This is a genomic window from Chloroflexota bacterium (genome assembly GCA_023475225.1).
Lineage (GTDB): Bacteria > Chloroflexota > UBA6077 > FW602-bin22 > JAMCVK01 > JAMCVK01.
Window position 1 is genome coordinate 5155 of the sequence record JAMCVK010000032.1, and the last position, 18201, is coordinate 23355.

Genomic DNA, 18201 nt, shown 5'->3' on the forward strand with positions numbered 1-18201 from the left:
ATTGTGGGCATCTACCGAACCATCCAGCACCTTCAGCGCCTTGGCTACCATTATGCAGCCCCGAATAGTGGGGGCGAACTCGCATACCCCGGCCTCCCTCAAGCCGCGGACAATGCGCACGATCCTCTCGGCCTCGCTTCGCGCCAGCCCGGACTTGGCCTCGGTTATGGCCACCTCCGTTTCCTCGTCAAAGTGGTCCAGGTCCAGGGTCACCATCCTGTCCCGCAGAGCGTCCTGGCTGCGGTAGACGCCAGCGTACTCCTCGGGATTGCTGGTGAAGATGGCCGTGAAGTCGGGGTGGACCCTGAGGTAGCCTTCTCCCTCCCTGGCCGCCGGCATGTCGAGCATCCTCTCCTGGAGCACTGAGAGAAGGGCGTTGTTTGCCTCGGGGCGGGAGCGGGTGAACTCATCGTAGATCAAGGTAAACCCATACTTGCAGGCTACGGTGAGGCGATTGTCCACCCACCTCCGGCTCATATCCTCCTCGGTCTTCAGGACCGAGTGAATGAAGTTGTCTATCACCTTTCTCATGCGATAGCCGTATTCGCCGCCCACCAGGTCGGAGGTGCTGAACTCCTCGTCCCCATGGATCATCACCACGGGGCGGCCAATCTTGCTGGCTACGTGGAGGGCCAGCGTCGTCTTCCCCGTGCCCGAGGCTCCCCGGAAGTGGATGGGAAAGCCGGCAGCGATGTAAGCCAGCGCCCGGTTCACGATCCCTGCGACGAAGGAGGTCTCCACAAAATTGGGCAGGGGGCGCGGCACCAGTAGGGTATCTACCGCTTCCATTACCATATAACCCACCTCTCCTTCTGCCTGACAGAAGATTGGACGGCCACGAATGGCAAAAAGTCACTACGACAGAGGGGCTGCCCGGCGTTGCCACCCACTCTATTTGGCTTCTGTTTGCCCCCGTGCCGTGGCTTCGGAACCCCTCCCCACGCTATATAGCGAAGTAGAGGAGATCTCGCTTTTCGACCTTGTTTTCGTCCATCAGAACCTTGACTACCCTGGCCATCTGGATGCGGGGCAGACCAAATTCCTGCTCAAGCTCGGCCAGCCTGGTGCCGTCAGGATGACTCGCTAGGTACTCGAAGACCCGGTCGCGGAGGGAGGCAAACTCCGGGGTCACCTCCACTGCTGGCTTTGGTGGCTTCATCTCGACCACTGCTGCCCCTCGTTTGGAGCACATCGTGGCAGTCAGTTTCTGCCATTCCTCCCGGGCCTCCGTGTGAGCGGCGGCGACCTCCCTCATCCAGGCATCGACTCGGGACTTTCGCTGCGCCTCGGTTTTGGTCAGGTCAGCGCGTCCCCTGGCCAGTTCGGTCCGCTGGCGGCGGGCCATAGCCTGATGGTCGGCGGCGACCTCCTTCATCCAGGCACCGACCGCAGACTTTCGCCGCGCCTCGGTTTTGGTCAGGTCGGCGCGTCCCCTGGCCAGTTCGGCCCGCTGGCGGCGGGCCATGGCCTGATGGTCGGCGGCAACCTCCCTCATCCAGGCGCCGACCGCGGGCTTTCGCCGCGCCTCGTTTTTGGTCAGGTCAGCGCGTCCCCTGGCCAGGTCGGCCCGCTGCTGGCGGGCCATGGCTTGGTGGGCCCGGTCCAACTCGTGGAGCAGAGCCTGAGCTGCTCGTCGCTGGGCAGTGACCTCCTCACGAAGCGACGCGATCCCCTCCACTCTTGCCTCATAGGAGCCAATGATCTCTTGGGCCAGGCTGTGCATCTCTTCCCGCGTTGGCATCTCGTTTTCCTCCTTTTTCTGCGCTTTGGGGTGGCCACACCGAATGGATACCCCACCAGCATCTTCTCAGGACGCTCTTTTTCAATCAGCCCGACAAGGGGAGCCCAGGCTGCGCATGTCGGGCTTCGGCGTGGCCACCCCGAGGCGCTTTAAGTGATATTGCTCTAGGCTGCGGCCGCTGTCAGCCCCACGGCCTCAGCATACTTCAAGAAGGTATCCACGCCAGCCACTACCGCCCTGGCCTCGAGGGCCAGGATCTCGATTCCCACCAGGCTGACGCGTACCCAGGCATCTACCACTACCCCTTTGTCCAGAATCCGGTCAACGACTTCGGCCAGACTGGACGATGCGATCGCTTTCTCGACAGCCATTTGATCACCCCCTATTTTGCTGGTTATGTATCAAAGGCGATGGGGAAGGGCCCCCCTTTTCTCCACACCGCCTGCTGACACCATCACAGGTCTTATGAATTCCTGCGCTCCCTAGGCGACTTGTCTTGCAATTTCAGCCTGCCTTTGCTATACTAAATTATACTTCTCAGGGCGCCCTTGGTGACAACCCCCCTTCAGGTATATCTTCAAACGGGTGGGGGTAACCTAACGGGTTAACCCAAGTGTGCTTGGCAGAAGCTCTGAGAGGGTTCAATGTTCCGTAGGCACCAAACCGGTTTGGTCGCCGCAGACTCCTTAGAGTCTCGATTGAAAGCAATTGTGAAGCGAGCGGCAAAGGAGACTGGTGCGTCCTACGCCTGCCTGCTAGTTTGCGATCAAGCCACCTCTGAGCTCCGCAATGTTGCCTCATACGGGCGGGGAAAAGCATGGGAAGATCTTGTGCCTATTGCGCGTTGGGTGCTGTCCAGGGCTGAGCCCCTGGTTTTGCCGGGGGCGGCAGATGCCCAAAAAGTCGTGGGCTGCAGCCTAAACAATGATGTGATTCCCCTGATTTGTGTCCCGCTAAAAAGCGATGCAACCCCTCGAGGCGTTCTTATCGTCGGTTCGCTCCATGGGGCTGGCGAGGTCTCCCCAAGGGAGGCCGAGGAACTCTCTCGTTGGCTGCCATTCCTTGAAGCCCTGGGGGAGCTGGCTGCTGTACTCCTCGAAAACGCCGCCCTTCAGGGAGGCCTCCTCCACAAAGAGGAGCAGGTGCGAGACCTCATCAGGGATACCCTTAGCGCTCAGGAGGCAGAACGGGAGCGCATTTGTCTCGAGGTTCACGATGGGGTGGCCCAGACCTTGGTTTCTATCTTCCAGTGCCTTCAGATCCTGGAGGCCTCTGTGCCTGAGGGCAGCCCCGCCAGGCAACTGCTTTCTGGGGCAATCACCCTGGTAAAACAGGCCATCCGGGAGTCGCGAGAGATCATCAATAGCCTCCAGCCGGCGATCCTGGAAAGCATCGGACTTGTGGCCACGCTGCGCCAGGAGATGCGGCAACTCGCGCAGGAAACAGGATTGGTGGTGGACTTCCGGGCCGATCCGATCAGGTTTCCCACGGACATCGAGATGGGGTTGTATCGCATCATCCACGAGGCGGTCACTAATATAAGAAAACATGCCAGTGCCGATCGCCTCCGCGTGACGATAACCTGCGCAGGTGACCAGGTGAAGGTTGAGGTACGGGATTGGGGCATTGGGTTTGACTACAACCCCCAGGATACGTCGAGAAGGCGGGGCACGGGGCTGCTCAGTATGCGCAAGCGGGCGGAACTTTTGCAAGGAGTTTGTGACATTCAGAGTACCCCCGGTGAGGGAACTGCGGTACGCGTAGAGGTACCCCTCAGCGGCGAGAGGATGGGAAAGCTTCGTGAGGCCAGCCCAGGCGGGGGGGGGGGCAGAGGGTATCCCTGACGAGCCTGGGCAACAGGGACAGGATTAGGGAGAGTTAAAAATGGACAAGATAAGGGTGCTTTTAGTAGACGACCACCCGGTGGTGCGCGAGGGTCTGCGCACCATGCTGGGCATCGTCCCAGACATCGAGGTGGTGGCCGAAGCAGGCGACGGCTTGGAGGCTATGGACAAGGCCAAGGAGTACCAGCCGCACGTGGTCCTGATGGACCTGCGTATGCCCGGACTGGATGGGCTGGAATCTACCCGGCGCCTCAAAGGTCAACTTCCCTCTACCTCAGTGATCATGCTCACCATCTACGACAACGACTCCCTTGTGGTGGAAGCGATAAGAGCTGGTGCCGGCGGCTACCTGATCAAGGACGCTTCAAGAGACCTCCTGATCCACACCATCCGGGCAGTGCACAGCGGTGGACTGCTGATCAAGACCAGCCTGCTGCGCGAGGCCATAATGACCCTGGCCGACGCAGCTGGTGACCAGCTGAAGGAGCAACCAGCAGGCAATAAGACACTGGACGAGCTCACGCCCCGCGAGCGTGACGTGCTCCGGCTGGTAGTTCAGGGACAAACCAACAAAGAGATCGGGCGGGCACTTTACATCAGCGAGGACACGGCCAAGAAGCATGTCCAGACCATCCTGTTAAAGCTGGGTGTCTCTGATAGGACTCAGGCGGCGGTCAAAGCCGTGCGCGCTGGCCTCATCGGGTACCTCCCGGACAAGGATAAGCGCTACAGGTAGAACTGAGTAGGGTAACCAGTACAGCGGGCCGTATAGTCGGGCCGCAGGCCACGACTATAGGTCTACGTATGGTTCTTTCCGGCTTCTCCTACCCCTCCTATCCTCGTCCTATCAAAACATGGGGGAATAAAAATGGCTATTGACATCCCGACTAAAACACCTATAATCGGGGTAGCATTCGGCACCGCCTACCTCGTCGCATTTCGGTCTAATAAAGTAGCAGGGTAGGCATCAGGTCATCGCCTTTGGAGGTAGTGGGGTGATCGGGGTCAAGATAGCCATGGCCATCATCCTCTTCGGCGCCGGTCTGGCCTCTTTCATGGCCGGAATCATCATGATTTTGGCCAGAGAATACCAGGACACCCTGCGGACTGTTTCCAGTCACTCAGCGAAGATAAGCGGCAAGGCGATCACCGATGAAGGGGTAGCCCCGACAATCGAGGCCGCCGCACGCCTGGTGGATGCGGTCACGCGACTTATCCAAACGGCCATTGGCGTTGGTGCCTTTCTCTGTCTGATCGGTCTAGCAGTATGCGTCATTGCCTTTTGGATGCTCTCCGGGTCGTAAATCGACCAGGTCATAGCTGCGTTTTGACCGGCTTCCACTGAAGGGAAAGTGCCGTGAATGGTCCTGGGCAAGGTAAGTCTGAGCGAGATCGTCCCCGCAACCCTTCGGGTGAAGGTGAAATTGAGCCCTCTTTCCTGTACCGTTACCTGCAAGCGGTCAAGAACGATACTGATCATCTGACTGCCTGTCAATATTACCTGCCGCTAAAGGTCATTTCCCCCAATGGCGAACACCTGACTGGTGAAGGCCCGACAGAAGGGGCGTTATCGGAGCTGAACACCCGTCCGACGGGCGTTTCCCTGCCCGAATCTGGGGGAGACGTGGTGCCACTCCTCAACGATTATGCAAGATTGCTTATCCTCGGCGATCCAGGCGCTGGGAAGACAACCCTGCTTCATTATTTGGCCCATTATTATGCTGAACAAGCCCTCGCCTCGGGGATAGGCATCTCTGCTGAAAGCAAAATTCATCCTGACAAGCCGATCCCTATCTTTGTGCCCCTCTCCTTTTTCCATGAGGGCAGGGTCGAGGATCTCCTCCTGAACGCTTTGAAGCGCTATAATTTGCCTGATGTTTCTCATCTCCATCTTAGATCGCTGCTCAGGATTGAGCCCCTGCTCTTCCTGTTCGATGGGCTTAGTGAGATTCCAGCTCATTACCAGCTGGAGGGGGCCACTCTACTGGCCAGGTTCCTGATCAAGAAACATCCCCATCATCGCTACGTTATCACTTGTCGCCTGCACGACTCCCCTACCTTACGATCAGTATTCAGTGAGGCAAAGGTCGGAACAATTGCCCCTCTATCCGATTCTGAGATGGACATCTATTTACAGAAACGCTTAGGTCAGCAGCGAGGCGAAGCTGTCTCGAGGATCGTCGCTGCTGATCCGAGCCTGCGCGAGATGGGACGCAATCCACTCATACTCAATGAACTGGCCAGGGTGGCTCTGGAGGGCGAGCCATCCCTGGCAAAGAACCGTAGCGCCGGCCTTCAGCAGGTGGCCCGTAGTTTGCTTCAATGGGCAAATGCGAAGGTGGCTGAGGAGGATCGTCTTGACCTCTCCTTAGGTGAGACCGTTCTGGCCAGGCTGGCCTTCGTGATGCAACAGGCAGAAGCACACAGTTTAGAGCGCGGGGAGGGCCAAAAGATAGCCCGGCAGATTGTCGTTGAACACATCTCCGGTCAGCGCCTGAATTGGATCGTTCGTCAGGTGATGGAGTCCTTGCTGAATAGCGGTTTGCTCCGACTATCACGAGATTGGGATAGCCTGGAATTTAAGCATGACCTATTGCGTGAAGTATTTGCAGCCATAGAGCTGCGGGAGAGATTTGCCCGGGGCGAGGATTTGGGCCGTTATGTGACTGAGGAGATGGCCCGCCAGAGGTGGCTCGGGCCATTGGTGCTTGCTTATGGACTTGTCACGGATCGCTGGTCTTTTCTAAATGCCGTTGTAGGCGATGGTGATTCGTACCCCCGTGTCCTGCTGGCTGTCAGGTGCGTGGTGCAAAATGAGCCGAAGGAGTCGCGGCGGCAAGCATTACAGTATGATCCCACCAATGCGGCGATACATTATAACCTGGGGGTAGCGTTCAAGGAATTAGGGTATTATGAGGATGCAGCTGCCGAGTTGATGCAGGCGGTGAAGTCGAAGCCAGATAGGGCCGACATACATAACGAATTGGGCGATGTATATAACTTGCAGGGTAAGCATGAACAGGCCCTGGCTGAGTACCGTGAAGCGGTGAGGCTTGAGCCTCACGAAGCCACCTACCGACGTAATGTCGGGGTCATCTATGGGCGGTTGCAGCGGTCGGAGGAGGCAGTGGCTGAGCTGGAGCAGGCGGTAGCCCTCTTCAGACAAAGCAGTGCTGATGCCCATGAGCAATTGGGGCTGATCTATGAGTCGCGTAATCGCAACGAGGACGCGCTTCTTCAGTACCGGGCCGCGGCCGAATTGGTGCCTGAGGAAGCCATTTATCATTACCGTGTCGGGGTTACTTGCAGACGACTGGGGCGATATGAGCAGGCAGCCGAGTCTCTACGACAGGCGGTGACCTTACGCCCGAACTTTGCCGAATCTCACCACGAGCTCGGCATGGTCTATGAACTACAGGGATGGCATAGCGAGGCTTTGACCGAGTACCGACGAGCGGCCGAACTGGAACCGGGGAAGGCGATGCACTTCCTGGCCATCGGCTCTATGTTAAAACGCTTGGGGCGGTATCAGGAGGCCATCGCTACACTACGGCACGCCCTTGAATTGGAAGCGAGTGCGGAGATTCATAACGAGATCGGTGGTATCTTCACCGTTCTGGGCGAGCACAGTAAAGCCTGGCAGTCTTATAAGAAGGCCTGCGATTTGGCTCCTACAGAAGCCCTGTATAGACGCAATGCCGCTATGGCCGCTGCTTCGCTTGGTCGTTACAACGAAGCCGCCACCGAGATTGAGATGGCTGTCGGTTTGAGGCCAGACTATGCGCCCTGGCGTGCCGAGATGGGCGATGTATATTTACAACAGGGGCGGGCCGAAGAGGCTTTGCAGGAATACCGGCGGGCCATCGAACTGGAGCCTGAGGATGCTCTTTATCAGCATAAGGCTGGAGTAGGCTATGCCGCCTTACGGCGCTATGAGGAGGCTAGCGCTCTCCTGAAGAAGGCGTTGGCTCTGGAGCCGAATCGGGCTGAAAGCTATAATGAGCTGGGCAGGGTCTACGAGGCTCAAGGACTATTTGAAGAAGCGCTGGCCGAATTTCGACGGGCTGTCGAGATGTCCCCCCATGAGGCCCGCTATCACCGAGACATTGGTGTCCTCTATCGCAAGTTGCAGCGCTTTGATGCCGAAGTCGAAGCCCTGCAGCGGGCTGCTGCCCTGCGACCCGATTACGGTGATATTCACAACGAACTTGGTAACGTCTATGAGCGACAAGGACTATACAAAGAGGCCTTATCGGAATATCAGCGGGCTATCCAGTTGGCCCCGCGGGAGGCCCTCTATCGGCGTAACGCCGCACACGTGTGCAAGCATGTGAAGCGCTATGGCGAAGCGCTCAGCCACTTAGAGGAGGCTATCAAGTTATCGCCTGATTTAGCCGATGCTCACTATCTATTAGGGACCCTTTATGAGCGTGAGAACCGCAATGATGAGGCCATCGCCGAGTATAGACAGGCAGTTCGTCTCGATCCCGGCGTGGCCGATTACCATCAGGGCTATGGTGTCATGTGTCGACGATCGGGCCGCTTAAATGAGGCGGCGGCCGAGCTTGAGCGGGCCCTCACCTTAGATCCCAACAATGCCGACATTCATAACGAACTGGGCATCGTCTACGCCATGCAAGGGCGTCATGATGAAGCAGTGAAGCACTACCAGCGAGCCCTGGAATTGGCCCCAAATCAGGCTGTTTACCGACGCAATGCCAGTCTTGTCTATCGGCAGTTGCGTCTCTATGATCTGGCTGCGGCTGAGATGGAACGGGCTATAGCTGCTGAGCCTGACCGCGCTGATTGGCATAACGAGCTGGGCACCATCTATGAATTGCAATCACGCCTTGAAGAGGCGCTCCAACAATATGAAGAGGCCGGGCGGTTGGATGCGCAAGAGGCAGCCTATCAACGTAATATCGGTGCGGTGAACATCAAGCTGGGTCGTCTTTCGGAGGCGGCCGCAGCTTTGCAGAAAGCCATCGGTCTAAGAGCGGATTATGCTCAATCTGAGAACGAGCTGGGGGTCGTATATAACCTGCTCGATCGCCACGAGGAGGCTCTGTTTCATTATAAACGGGCCGCAGAAATGCAGCCGACGGAGGCATCCTACCACCGTGACCTGGGGCTTACCTACGCTGAACTAGGGCGCTTGAGTGAGGGCATCGCTGAATTGCAGCGTGCCTTGGAGCTGAATCCTGAGCAAGCCCAATGGCGAAACGAGCTAGGAGAGGCCCTATTCCGTTTGGAGGACTATGGCGAAGCATTAGGCCAATATTTGAAGGCCGTAGACCTTGCCCAAGATGTGCCTCTTTATCATCGTAACGCTGGCTTAGCCTTGGCCAAGCTCGGTCGTTATCGAGAAGCGGCAAATGAGCTGGAGGAGGCCATACGTCTAGAACCGGGACGGGCTGACTGGCGAAACGAACTGGGTGAGATCTGCAAGCAGCAGGGGTGGTTTGAGGAGGCTCTTATCGAATATCAAGCAGCTGTGGAGCTAGCGCCCAGGGAGGCAACCTATCGCCGGAATGCCGGCGTCATACAGCGGAGAATGGGGCAGTTAGCCGCAGCCGCTAGTCAGTTAATGGAAGCCGTGCGCCTTAAGCCTGATTACGCCGATGCTCACTATGAATTGGGTCTGGTCTACGAAGCGATGAAGCGTCCACAGGAGGCCTTTGATGCCTATTACCGCGCGGTCAGCCTCTCGCCTGATTGTGGGACCTATCGGCGTGCCCTGGCCATGGTACACACCCAGATGGGGCGCCATACTGAAGCGATCAAGGAGATGCAGGAGGCTCTGCGCTTCCAACCAGATACTTCCGCTTGGCACGGTGAACTGGGGGCTATTTTCCAGACCCAAGGGCAGCTGGAACAATCATTGACCGAATACCTGAAGGCCAGCGAGCTGGAGCCACTGAACGCTCATTATCACCGTTGTGCCGGTGTTGTTTACCGCGAGCTAGGACGCTATAGCGAGGCGGCCGCGGAGCTGCAAAGAGCGATCGATCTGCAACCAGATGATGCCGCTGCTCATTGTGAACTGGCCATCCTCTACGAGAAGGAGGGGCAGACGCACGAAGCGCTGGTCGAATATAAACAGGCAGCTCAGCTGGAACCGAAGAGGGCGCACTATCAGCATGTCCTAGGACTGGCTGAGGGGCGCCTGGGGCATTTGAATGAAGCTGCTCAATATCTGGAGGAAGCCATCAGTCTTGAACCCACCCATGCCGCCTGGTATGAAGATTTGGGCCACGTTTACCAGCAGGTGGGTCGCCAGCGCGCCGCTTTAGACGCCTATCGCAAGGCGGCCGAGCTGGATTTGGCTAACGCTGAATATCGTTACCGCATTGGTGCTCTCTACGCCCAGATGAAGAAGGAAGGCGAAGCAGCAGCGGAGCTGGAGGAAGCGGTTGCCCGTCGCCCAGACTTTGCTGAGGCCCACCATGAGCTGGGTCTCGTCTACCAGCAACAGGGGAGAAAAGAGACGGCGTTAAGGGAGTTGACCCGCGCTGTTACGCTTCAGCCCGGCGTGGCCATCTTCCATCACGATTTAGCCTTGCTTTGCCAACATATGGGCAGGTACGATGAGGCTGAGCGTGAGATGGAGGAGGCTATAAATCTTGCACCCTTGCACGCTGCGTGGCATAACGAGCTGGGCATGATTTACCAAAAGCAGGGTCGCCTGCGAGCTGCCCTGGAGGCCTTCCATAAGGCTAGCAATCTGGACCCGAAAAACCCGGCCTATCACTGCAATGCTGCGGCGGTGAGCAGGCAATTAGGAAGGTATGATGAGGCGATGGTGGCCATCCAGCAGTCCATCGCCGCTGCCCCTCAACACGCCGCAGCCTACCAGGAACTGGGCGATGTTCATCTGGCTCAAGGGCATTATGATGAGGCCCTCGCTTACTATCGTAAGGCTATAGAACTTCAGGCTGAGGAGCCGGAGTATTACCAGCGGTGCGGCATCGCCCTGTCACGGATGGGCCGCCACGATGAAGCCCTGGCTGCTTTGCAGCGGGCTTTAGAGCTTGATCCAAGCAGGGCGGCAACCCATTATGAGATAGGCTCTATATGTGCCCAGACCGGGCGCCTGGACATGGCTCTAACGGCTCAGCAGCGGGCTATTCAGCTGAGCCCGGATACAGCCGCCTATCATCGAGGACTGGGCGTAACCTATGCCCTAGCAGCCCGTTATGAGGAGGCCGCCGCTGAATTGGAAGAAGCGCTGCGCCTGGATCCAAACCAGGCTGAGCTTCATAACGAGTTGGGGGCGGTCTACGAGTCCCAACAACGCTACAAGGAAGCGTTAGCTGCGTATCGTCGGGCTACCGAACTGGCCCCACACGTGGCCCTCTACCACCGTAATGCTGGTGTCGTCCATCGTTTACTGCGCCAGCAAGAGCAATCATTGGGGGAGTTGCGCATCTTCGCCGGACGCTGGTCAACCAGCTTTGTTGACGCTGCGGCTGAATTGGAAGAGGCTATACGGCTGGATCCAAACTACGCCGATGCCCATTCTGAGCTCGGTCTAGTCTATCAGTTGGGAGGTAGGGCAGAGGAAGCCTTAAGAGAACATATGCGGGCCGTGGAGCTCGATCCAACACGAGCAGCCTATCACCTTAAGCTTGGCGTGATGTATAAGCACACAGAGAAGTTAGAGGAAGCAGAGCGCGAGTTGAAAGAGGCGGTCAGGCTATCAGCCGATTATGCTGAAGCACATAATGAGCTGGGCACAGTCTTAGAGCTGCAGGGAAGGTATAGGGAAGCCCTTCTGGAATACGAGCGGGCCGTCCAGTTGCGTTCTGATAGAGCTGTCTATCACTATAACTTAGGGGCGCTTTACGCTCGCTTGCAGCAGTACGAGGAAGCTGTTAAGTCCCTTGAGCAAGCAGTTGGACTTGATCCTCGCTATGCCGAGTGGCACAACACTTTGGGCTCCGTCTACCAGCACCAAGAGCAGTACGTCGAAGCCCTGGTGCAATACCGCCGCGCCGCAGAAATCCAACCCAAGATAGCTACCTATCATCGCAATATAGGTACAGTCTGCGCCCTCCTGGGACGGACGGAGGAAGCGGCTGGTGCCTTGGAACAGGCTATTGGTCTCGAACCGACTATAGCCTCCTGGTACAACGAGCTGGGCAATGTCTATCACGAGCTGGGTTACCACGAGCGAGCTCTACATGCCCACGCCAAGGCCAAAGAGTTAGAGCCCGATAAGGCCATTTATTATTACGATACCGGCTTGGTTCTCAAATCCTTGGGTGAGATGGAAGAAGCATTGAGCGAGTTCAGCGAAGCACTGAGTCTGAATCCAACCCTACACCAGGCTTACAATCAACTAGGGGAGATCTATGAACATCAAGGGCGTTATGAGGATGCCTTGGTTGCTTTCAAGCAGGCCGTTGACCTGGCTCCAGATATGGCTCTCTATTGCCGTAACTTAGGCGTGTCTTACAGGCGTTTATCTCGTCCGGATGAAGCCGCCGCCGAGCTGGAAGAAGCGCTAAGATTGGCCCCCGATCATGCCGGCGTTCACTATGAGCTAGGGATCGTCTATGAATTGCAAGGGCGCTATGAATCGGCCCTCCAGGCGTATCGGAAAGCAGCAGAGATTGACCCAGAGAACGCCACCTATCATCATAAGACCGGTATACTTTACCGTGAATTACAACGCTACAACGCCGCTGCTGAGGAGCTGGAAAAGGCTATCACCCTACGACAGGACGTTGCTGAGTGGTATAACGATCTGGGGATGGTTTATGAGGCCCAAGAGCGCTATGTGGAGGCGCTGCACGAATATGAGCAAGCGATCAGACTTAATATGGATGAAGCGACTTATCACCGCAATGCTGGTGTGATTTTAAAACAGTTGAAGCGTTATGATGAGGCCATCGTTGCATTGCAAAAAGCAGTAAAACTGAAACCAGACTACGCTGATGCCTACCGGCAGCTGACCGCAGTGACTGCCTTGTCCCTGATCACACGAGGGTTGAAGAAACATTGAGGCTCCAGGAGATTTACGAGAGGGCAGAGTTGTCCATCAGGCTGGGAACCTTCGACTATGCCCTCGCCCTCTGTCGACAGGTCTTAGCCCGTTTCCCCCAAGATGTGCGCACGCTCTGCCTACTTGCTCAGGCTGCGCTGGAACAAGGACACGCTTCGCGCGCCAGTAAGCAATTTAAGAAGGTACTGGCTCTTGATCCGGAGAACATCCTGGCCCGCAGTGGATTGGGGGTGGCCCAGCAACAGCTCGGTGATCTTAGCGGCGCAATAGAGCAATTTGAGCAAGCCTACGAGCTCAGTCCAAATAACACTGATCTGCGGGAGAGCTTACAGCAACTTTATGCTCTGCGAGATGGGGAGGCTCCGCCAACCCTGAAGGTGTCACGCTTCTCGGTAGCTCGCTGGCGACTGCGCCAGAAACAGTACGCCGAGGTCCTGGCTGAGGTTGAATGGCTGCTGGCTGAAAAGCCAGCCTGCGTTGCGCCAAAATTGGCCTGGGCCGAGGCCCTTTGGCGTAGTGGCCAGCACCGCAAAGCAGAACAGGCTTGCCAACGTATTTTGGAGGACTCTCCCGACTGTCTGAAAGCTAAGCTGATCCTAGCGGCTATACAGAGCAGTGATGGTGCTCGCGAGCGTCAAGGGGTTGATTTATTACATGAGGCGCTCAGTCTGGACCCTAGCGGGACGGTGGCCAGGGCTGTTTTCGGCGATAGCAATCTCAGAGTACCCTCACTCTTTGAGGATATTGAGATTGATCTACCCCGCGATCTAGCTGAGGCCCCGCCAGAGGTAGAAGCGGCTTTGTCTCTCGCCCCCAGGTTATTGGCCACCGAATCGGAGGAGGAATGGACGCCACCACTGGACTTAATCGCCCCCCTTCCGCAAGAGGCTCCTAAATCGTGCGCTCATCCAGATGTGGCCCATGCTTACACGTCTATCACTCGGCTCAGCAGTGAGCTATTGGAGGGACGACCAAAAGCCATCCGCGTTACGCCTCGCCTGGGGGCTCTCCCCGTCTATACACTCATCAGCAGTAAGACGAAGATAATCGCCAAATACGGCCTGAGTGGGTTTCAGAGGCTGGAGGCTAAGTTGCGAGAGTTACAAGAGGTGTTGAGAGGTCCGCACTCAGCGGTTCGTCTGATCTATGTTGATGATGAATCTTCTCTCTCGCCCTATGGGCTGACTCCGATTGACCCCACGCAGCCGACAGCAGTAAAGGGGGTCATAGACCGTTTGGAGCAAGACATCACCCAAAATGGGGGTGAATTAGCTCATCTGCTCATCATCGGTGGGGATAGCGTCATTCCCTTCTTTCGCTTACGCAACCCGGCTGAGGATGATGATGGGGAGGTTCTCTCGGATAACCCTTATGCCTCTGGCGATGCAGAGTTTCTCATCCCTGAACGTTCTGTAGGTCGATTCCCTGATGGTGAAGACAGTGATCTTTCCCTGCTCCTTGCCCAGATAGAGACGGCCAGCGCTCAGCGGCGACAGCCTGTCCGCACCCCTAAACCATTAGGCTGTTTAACCCTCTATCTCGGCCTGGCTTTTTGGTTGAAGAGATACCCCTTCCTGTTCAATCTCTTCAGGCTGGCCGATGCGCAAACAGATGGCTTTGGCTACTCCAGCCTGGTTTGGTGGGGAGCTTCGGAGAAGGTATATCGTACAATCTCCGATATCGGGATGTTGCGGCTTAGTCCACCGATCACAGATGCGCTATTCGAAAGTGGCTGGCTAATCAATGCCAGGTTCCACTATTTCAACCTGCACGGTGCAGAGAATACCGAGTACTGGTATGGACAGAAAGACCAAAATTATCCGCTGGACTTTCCCCTGTTGCCTATCGCCTTGAGCCCTCAGACTGTTGGCCAGGCCGATGTATCAGGGTCCATCGTGTACACAGAGGCTTGCTATGGGGCTAACATCCTGAGTAAGAAAAAGTCCAGTTCCATCGCCTTGCGCTTTATGGCTGAAGGGGCATTAGGGCTGGTCGGTTCCACTAAGATTTCCTATGGTGTCTCTGCCCCGCCTCTTTCTGGGGCTGATTTGCTTGGCCTCTATTTCTGGCAGAATGTCAAGGATGGTCTTCCCTTGGGAGAAGCGCTACGCAAGGCAAAAGTGAGTTTTCTAAATGCTACGTTAGAGCGTCAAGGCTGGCTTGACGGTGATGACCAGAAGACACTGCTGGAATTCGTCCTCTACGGCGATCCGGCGGCGCGTTTGGAGGGCATAGATATCAAAAAGACGGAACAAAAGATAGCTGCGCTTAAACCGGCTCATAGCCGACCCCATCTCTTCTGTCAACGCAAGCTGCCCTCGCATGCTCTGGGCGATGTCTCTCAAGAGCTGGTGTATAAAGTTGTGCAACACGTTGTTTCGTGCTATCCCGAGATGAGCGAGGCCAGTTTAAGGTTCTCTTGCCGTGAGAGCTGTCGTGGACAATGTGGCGCTGCCTGTCAGTGCGGCAAGGAAAGACCCCACAGGCATGTTGTAGACTCACCTCAGAAGATTACCACCTTTACCTCTCAAAAATCCCTTCCCACCCAAGATGGTGCTCATCTTTCCCGCATTGCGCGGGTGACCGTGGATCATAGTGGAAATATTATTAAGACCTTGATCTCTAAATAGAGATGAAGCTGAACAAGTACCCCAGGCCGAAAAATGATACAGGGATAGGATTTCATTATTACCTGGATACGCTCCATTACGGTGAGAAGGACCTCTCACGCTGGACCCCGGAGTTGAAGGAGATGGGAACGAGCTGGCTGGTGCTTGTAGCTGATCTACCGAGCTTGATTCCAGAATTTTTCATCCGCGAGCTGGCAGCAGTTGAGATCGAGCCAATTGTGCATATCCGCAGCCAGATTAAGCCTTTAGACCAAACCGTCCTCTATTCTCAGCTACGGGCCTACGCTGCCTGGGGGGTACACTATATACATGTCTATAATGAACCCAATCTAGTTGGAGAGTGGCCGGCCACCGAGTGGGCTAGACCGCACTTGGTTGAGCGATTTATGGAAATGCTATGGCCTTGTCTCGAGGTGATGGAGCAGGTGGGATTGTGTCCTCTCTTTACCCCCCTTTGTCCAGGAGGGCATTACTGGGATACTACTTTTCTTGATACAGCCCTGACCATCATCAACACAAAGGGTAAGCAACACCTTTATGATCGGATGGCTATCGGCATCCACAACTATGCCAGCAATCGCCCTCTTGATTGGGGTAAGGGAGGAAGAGCAAAGTGGAGCTGTGCCAAGCCATATAGCTGCCCGCCGGGTTGTCAGGATCAGCGTGGTTTCCACCTTTTCGAATGGTACGATGAGATAGTGCGGGCCAGGGTGGGACATTCGTTGCCCCTGCTTTGTGGTGAAAATGGCTTAGTGGTTGGCACACGCAACGATCCAGCCTTTCCCATCGTGGATGAAAAAACTCACGCCTTACGAACGCTAGAGATGACCAAGATGCTCATGGATGGGGAACTGCCTGACTATGTCTTCAATAATGCCTTCTGGCTGCTAGCACAAGGAGAGAGGGGCGCTTTTGAGAATCATGTTTGGTATAAAAGTGATGGGTCTCAACTGCCGGCCGTGGCGGCGTTAAAAGCCCTGGACAAGGAACCGCGCCGCTTCAGCTGGGATCGTAGACGGCGACAGGTGGTTAAAGACGAGTCGACGGCACAAAAGCCGATCTACCACTACCTTTTGTTATCGTCACTCGACGGTGAGTCTGATCGGGTGGTCGAGGCTATCCTACCCTATCTCAAGCGCTTCGCCCCCACGGTTGGTTTTAGTCCCGAGGAGGCTAGAATGGCCAGCAAGGTAACGATCATAGGCACTATGGAGGCTGTCCCTGAAACGGTGGAGATTGCTCTCCGTGAATCTGGCTGTGAGGTGGAGCGACTTGAATGTCGTAACAGCCGTGAGGCAGGTCGCCTGCTGGGCTACTTGGTCAGGGAAAACCGTAGATTCTACTATCTTCAGGAATAGTAACCACTTGCCCTCATCCCCCTGCCCCCTTCTCCCTTTAGGGAGAAGGGGGAATAAAAAGTTGGGGATACCCCAAACCCCAGCAGAGGGGCAACCCCCTCTGCACACCCCCTTCTTCCGCAAGAGCAGTGGGTAGCCCAGAAGGGGAGCACCCCTTCTGGGAGAGGTCCTATCCGCCTTCAGCGGATGTCCTTTTGGAGGCAACCGCAAGGGTTGCCCCTACATGCTTCCGCAGGGGAAGCAAGGGGAGGTCAAGGAGTCCGCCGTAGGCAGATCCTCGGGGGGTTCTATCCACCTTCGGCGGACGCCCTAGCCTATAATACCCCCCCTTCTCCCGTCCTTCCCGGACGGGAGAAGGGGGGTAAGGGGGGATGAGGGCCCCTCCTTTCCATTTGACGGCTCTGGGCGGAAGATGTACCATAACTGTGAGGGTGCTTGGCTAAGTCTGTGTCACCTTGGTTGAAGGCTGATTGCCTTCATTTAGCTTTGAGCTACAGCTTTGTCGTACTCTTGAAATAAAGGGATTCTGATGATGAGTGTGGTAGACCTGGAAATATTGGAGCTACAGGAGAAGATTCAAAAACTTAAGCGTACGCTGAACGCGGTCATCCTGGCTCACAATTATCAACGGCCGGAGGTACAGGACGTGGCTGACTTCAGCGGCGATTCCCTGGATCTTTCTCGTCAGGCCACTAAGGTTGAGGCTGAGGTGATCGTGTTCTGCGGTGTTCACTTTATGGCCGAGAACGCGGCTATCCTTAATCCCACTCGCACTGTGCTGCTGCCAGAGGCGCTGGCCGGCTGCCCGATGGCCGATATGATAACGGTGGAGGACCTGCGCGAATGGAAGGAGGATCATCCCGATGCAGTGGTGGTCTGCTATGTTAACTCCTCGGCCGCAGTGAAGGCCGAAAGCGATATCTGTTGCACCTCGGCCAATGCGGTCAAGGTGGTGGAGTCGGTGGATCGACCCCGTGTGCTCTTCGTTCCGGACGAACACCTGGGACGTTGGGTGTCCAGGCATACCAAGAAGGGTATGATCCTCTATCCAGGCTTTTGTCCCACTCACCTGCGTTTGCGGGCGCAAGACATCTTGGCGGCCAAGGAGCGCTATCCGGGAGCGATGGTCATCGTTCACCCGGAGTGCTCCGAGGAGGTCGTCGATCTGGCCGACGCTGTGCTGAGCACGTCGCAGATGCTTCGTTACGTGAAACAGAGCGAAGGCAAGGTCTTCCTGGTGGGGACGGAGGCAGGCATCCTCCATCGGATGCAGAAGGAGAATCCCGATAAGATTTTCTACTCTGCTTCAAGTGCCTTGCTCTGTCCGAATATGAAGATGACCCGCTTGCAGAGTGTGGTGGAGGCGATGGAACGAGGGCAGCACGTGATCACGGTTCCCGAAGAGATCAGGATCAGAGCTAAGCAGGCTCTCGACCGCATGTTGGCTGTGGTCTAATGAGGCGGATCTTTGGAGATGTAGCGCGGGGGACAAGCCCTCAGGAGTGGGCAGATTTAATTGATGTTTTATCACTAGGCAGCCTCCTTACGTTGCTTGTGAGTTGGTGGTTTGTGAGTTTGATTAGCAAGGCTCATCTCAGGGTTGAATTGATGAATAAGTTGG

10 protein-coding genes are annotated in these 18201 nt (G+C 56.2%); 7 read left to right on the plus strand and 3 right to left on the minus strand.

Annotation, left to right across the window (positions count from 1 at the left end; genetic code table 11):
• The 3 genes from gvpN to gvpA form a co-directional block, all read right to left on the minus strand.
• Positions 1-795 (minus strand): gas vesicle protein GvpN (gvpN, locus tag M1136_07565; GenBank protein MCL5075492.1); only part of this gene is annotated, 795 nt, incomplete at its 3' end.
• A 148-nt stretch (positions 796-943) separates the two neighbouring features.
• On the minus strand, positions 944-1741 hold the full coding sequence (locus M1136_07570) for a hypothetical protein (GenBank protein ID MCL5075493.1): 798 nt from the start codon (positions 1739-1741) through the stop codon (positions 944-946).
• A 164-nt stretch (positions 1742-1905) separates the two neighbouring features.
• Positions 1906-2112, minus strand: coding sequence for a gas vesicle structural protein GvpA (gene gvpA, locus M1136_07575; protein ID MCL5075494.1), 207 nt, complete (start codon positions 2110-2112; stop codon positions 1906-1908).
• Between the two features lie 327 nt (positions 2113-2439).
• Here gvpA and M1136_07580 point away from each other — a divergent pair, with 327 nt between their 5' ends.
• The 7 genes from M1136_07580 to nadA all read left to right on the plus strand — a co-directional run bounded on the left by M1136_07580 (position 2440) and on the right by nadA (position 18036).
• Positions 2440-3585 carry a GAF domain-containing sensor histidine kinase gene (locus M1136_07580; protein MCL5075495.1) on the plus strand — a complete coding sequence of 382 codons (1146 nt, stop codon included), beginning with the start codon at positions 2440-2442 and terminating at the stop codon, positions 3583-3585.
• Positions 3586-3625: 40 nt separating this feature from the next.
• Positions 3626-4321, plus strand: coding sequence for a response regulator transcription factor (locus M1136_07585; GenBank protein MCL5075496.1), 696 nt, complete (start codon positions 3626-3628; stop codon positions 4319-4321).
• Between the two features lie 259 nt (positions 4322-4580).
• Positions 4581-4889: a hypothetical protein gene (locus M1136_07590; protein MCL5075497.1), complete on the plus strand. Its 309-nt coding sequence runs from the start codon at positions 4581-4583 to the stop codon at positions 4887-4889.
• A gap of 53 nt (positions 4890-4942) precedes the next feature.
• The gene (locus tag M1136_07595) at positions 4943-12592 is read left to right on the plus strand and encodes a tetratricopeptide repeat protein (protein ID MCL5075498.1); all 7650 of its coding nucleotides are present in this window, start codon (positions 4943-4945) and stop codon (positions 12590-12592) included.
• A gap of 29 nt (positions 12593-12621) precedes the next feature.
• Complete coding sequence (locus M1136_07600) at positions 12622-15222, plus strand: tetratricopeptide repeat protein (protein MCL5075499.1); 2601 nt, start codon at positions 12622-12624, stop codon at positions 15220-15222.
• A 2-nt stretch (positions 15223-15224) separates the two neighbouring features.
• Positions 15225-16580 carry a hypothetical protein gene (locus tag M1136_07605; GenBank protein ID MCL5075500.1) on the plus strand — a complete coding sequence of 452 codons (1356 nt, stop codon included), beginning with the start codon at positions 15225-15227 and terminating at the stop codon, positions 16578-16580.
• A 532-nt stretch (positions 16581-17112) separates the two neighbouring features.
• The gene (nadA, locus tag M1136_07610) at positions 17113-18036 is read left to right on the plus strand and encodes a quinolinate synthase NadA (GenBank protein MCL5075501.1); all 924 of its coding nucleotides are present in this window, start codon (positions 17113-17115) and stop codon (positions 18034-18036) included.
• Positions 18037-18201: the final 165 nt, after the last annotated feature.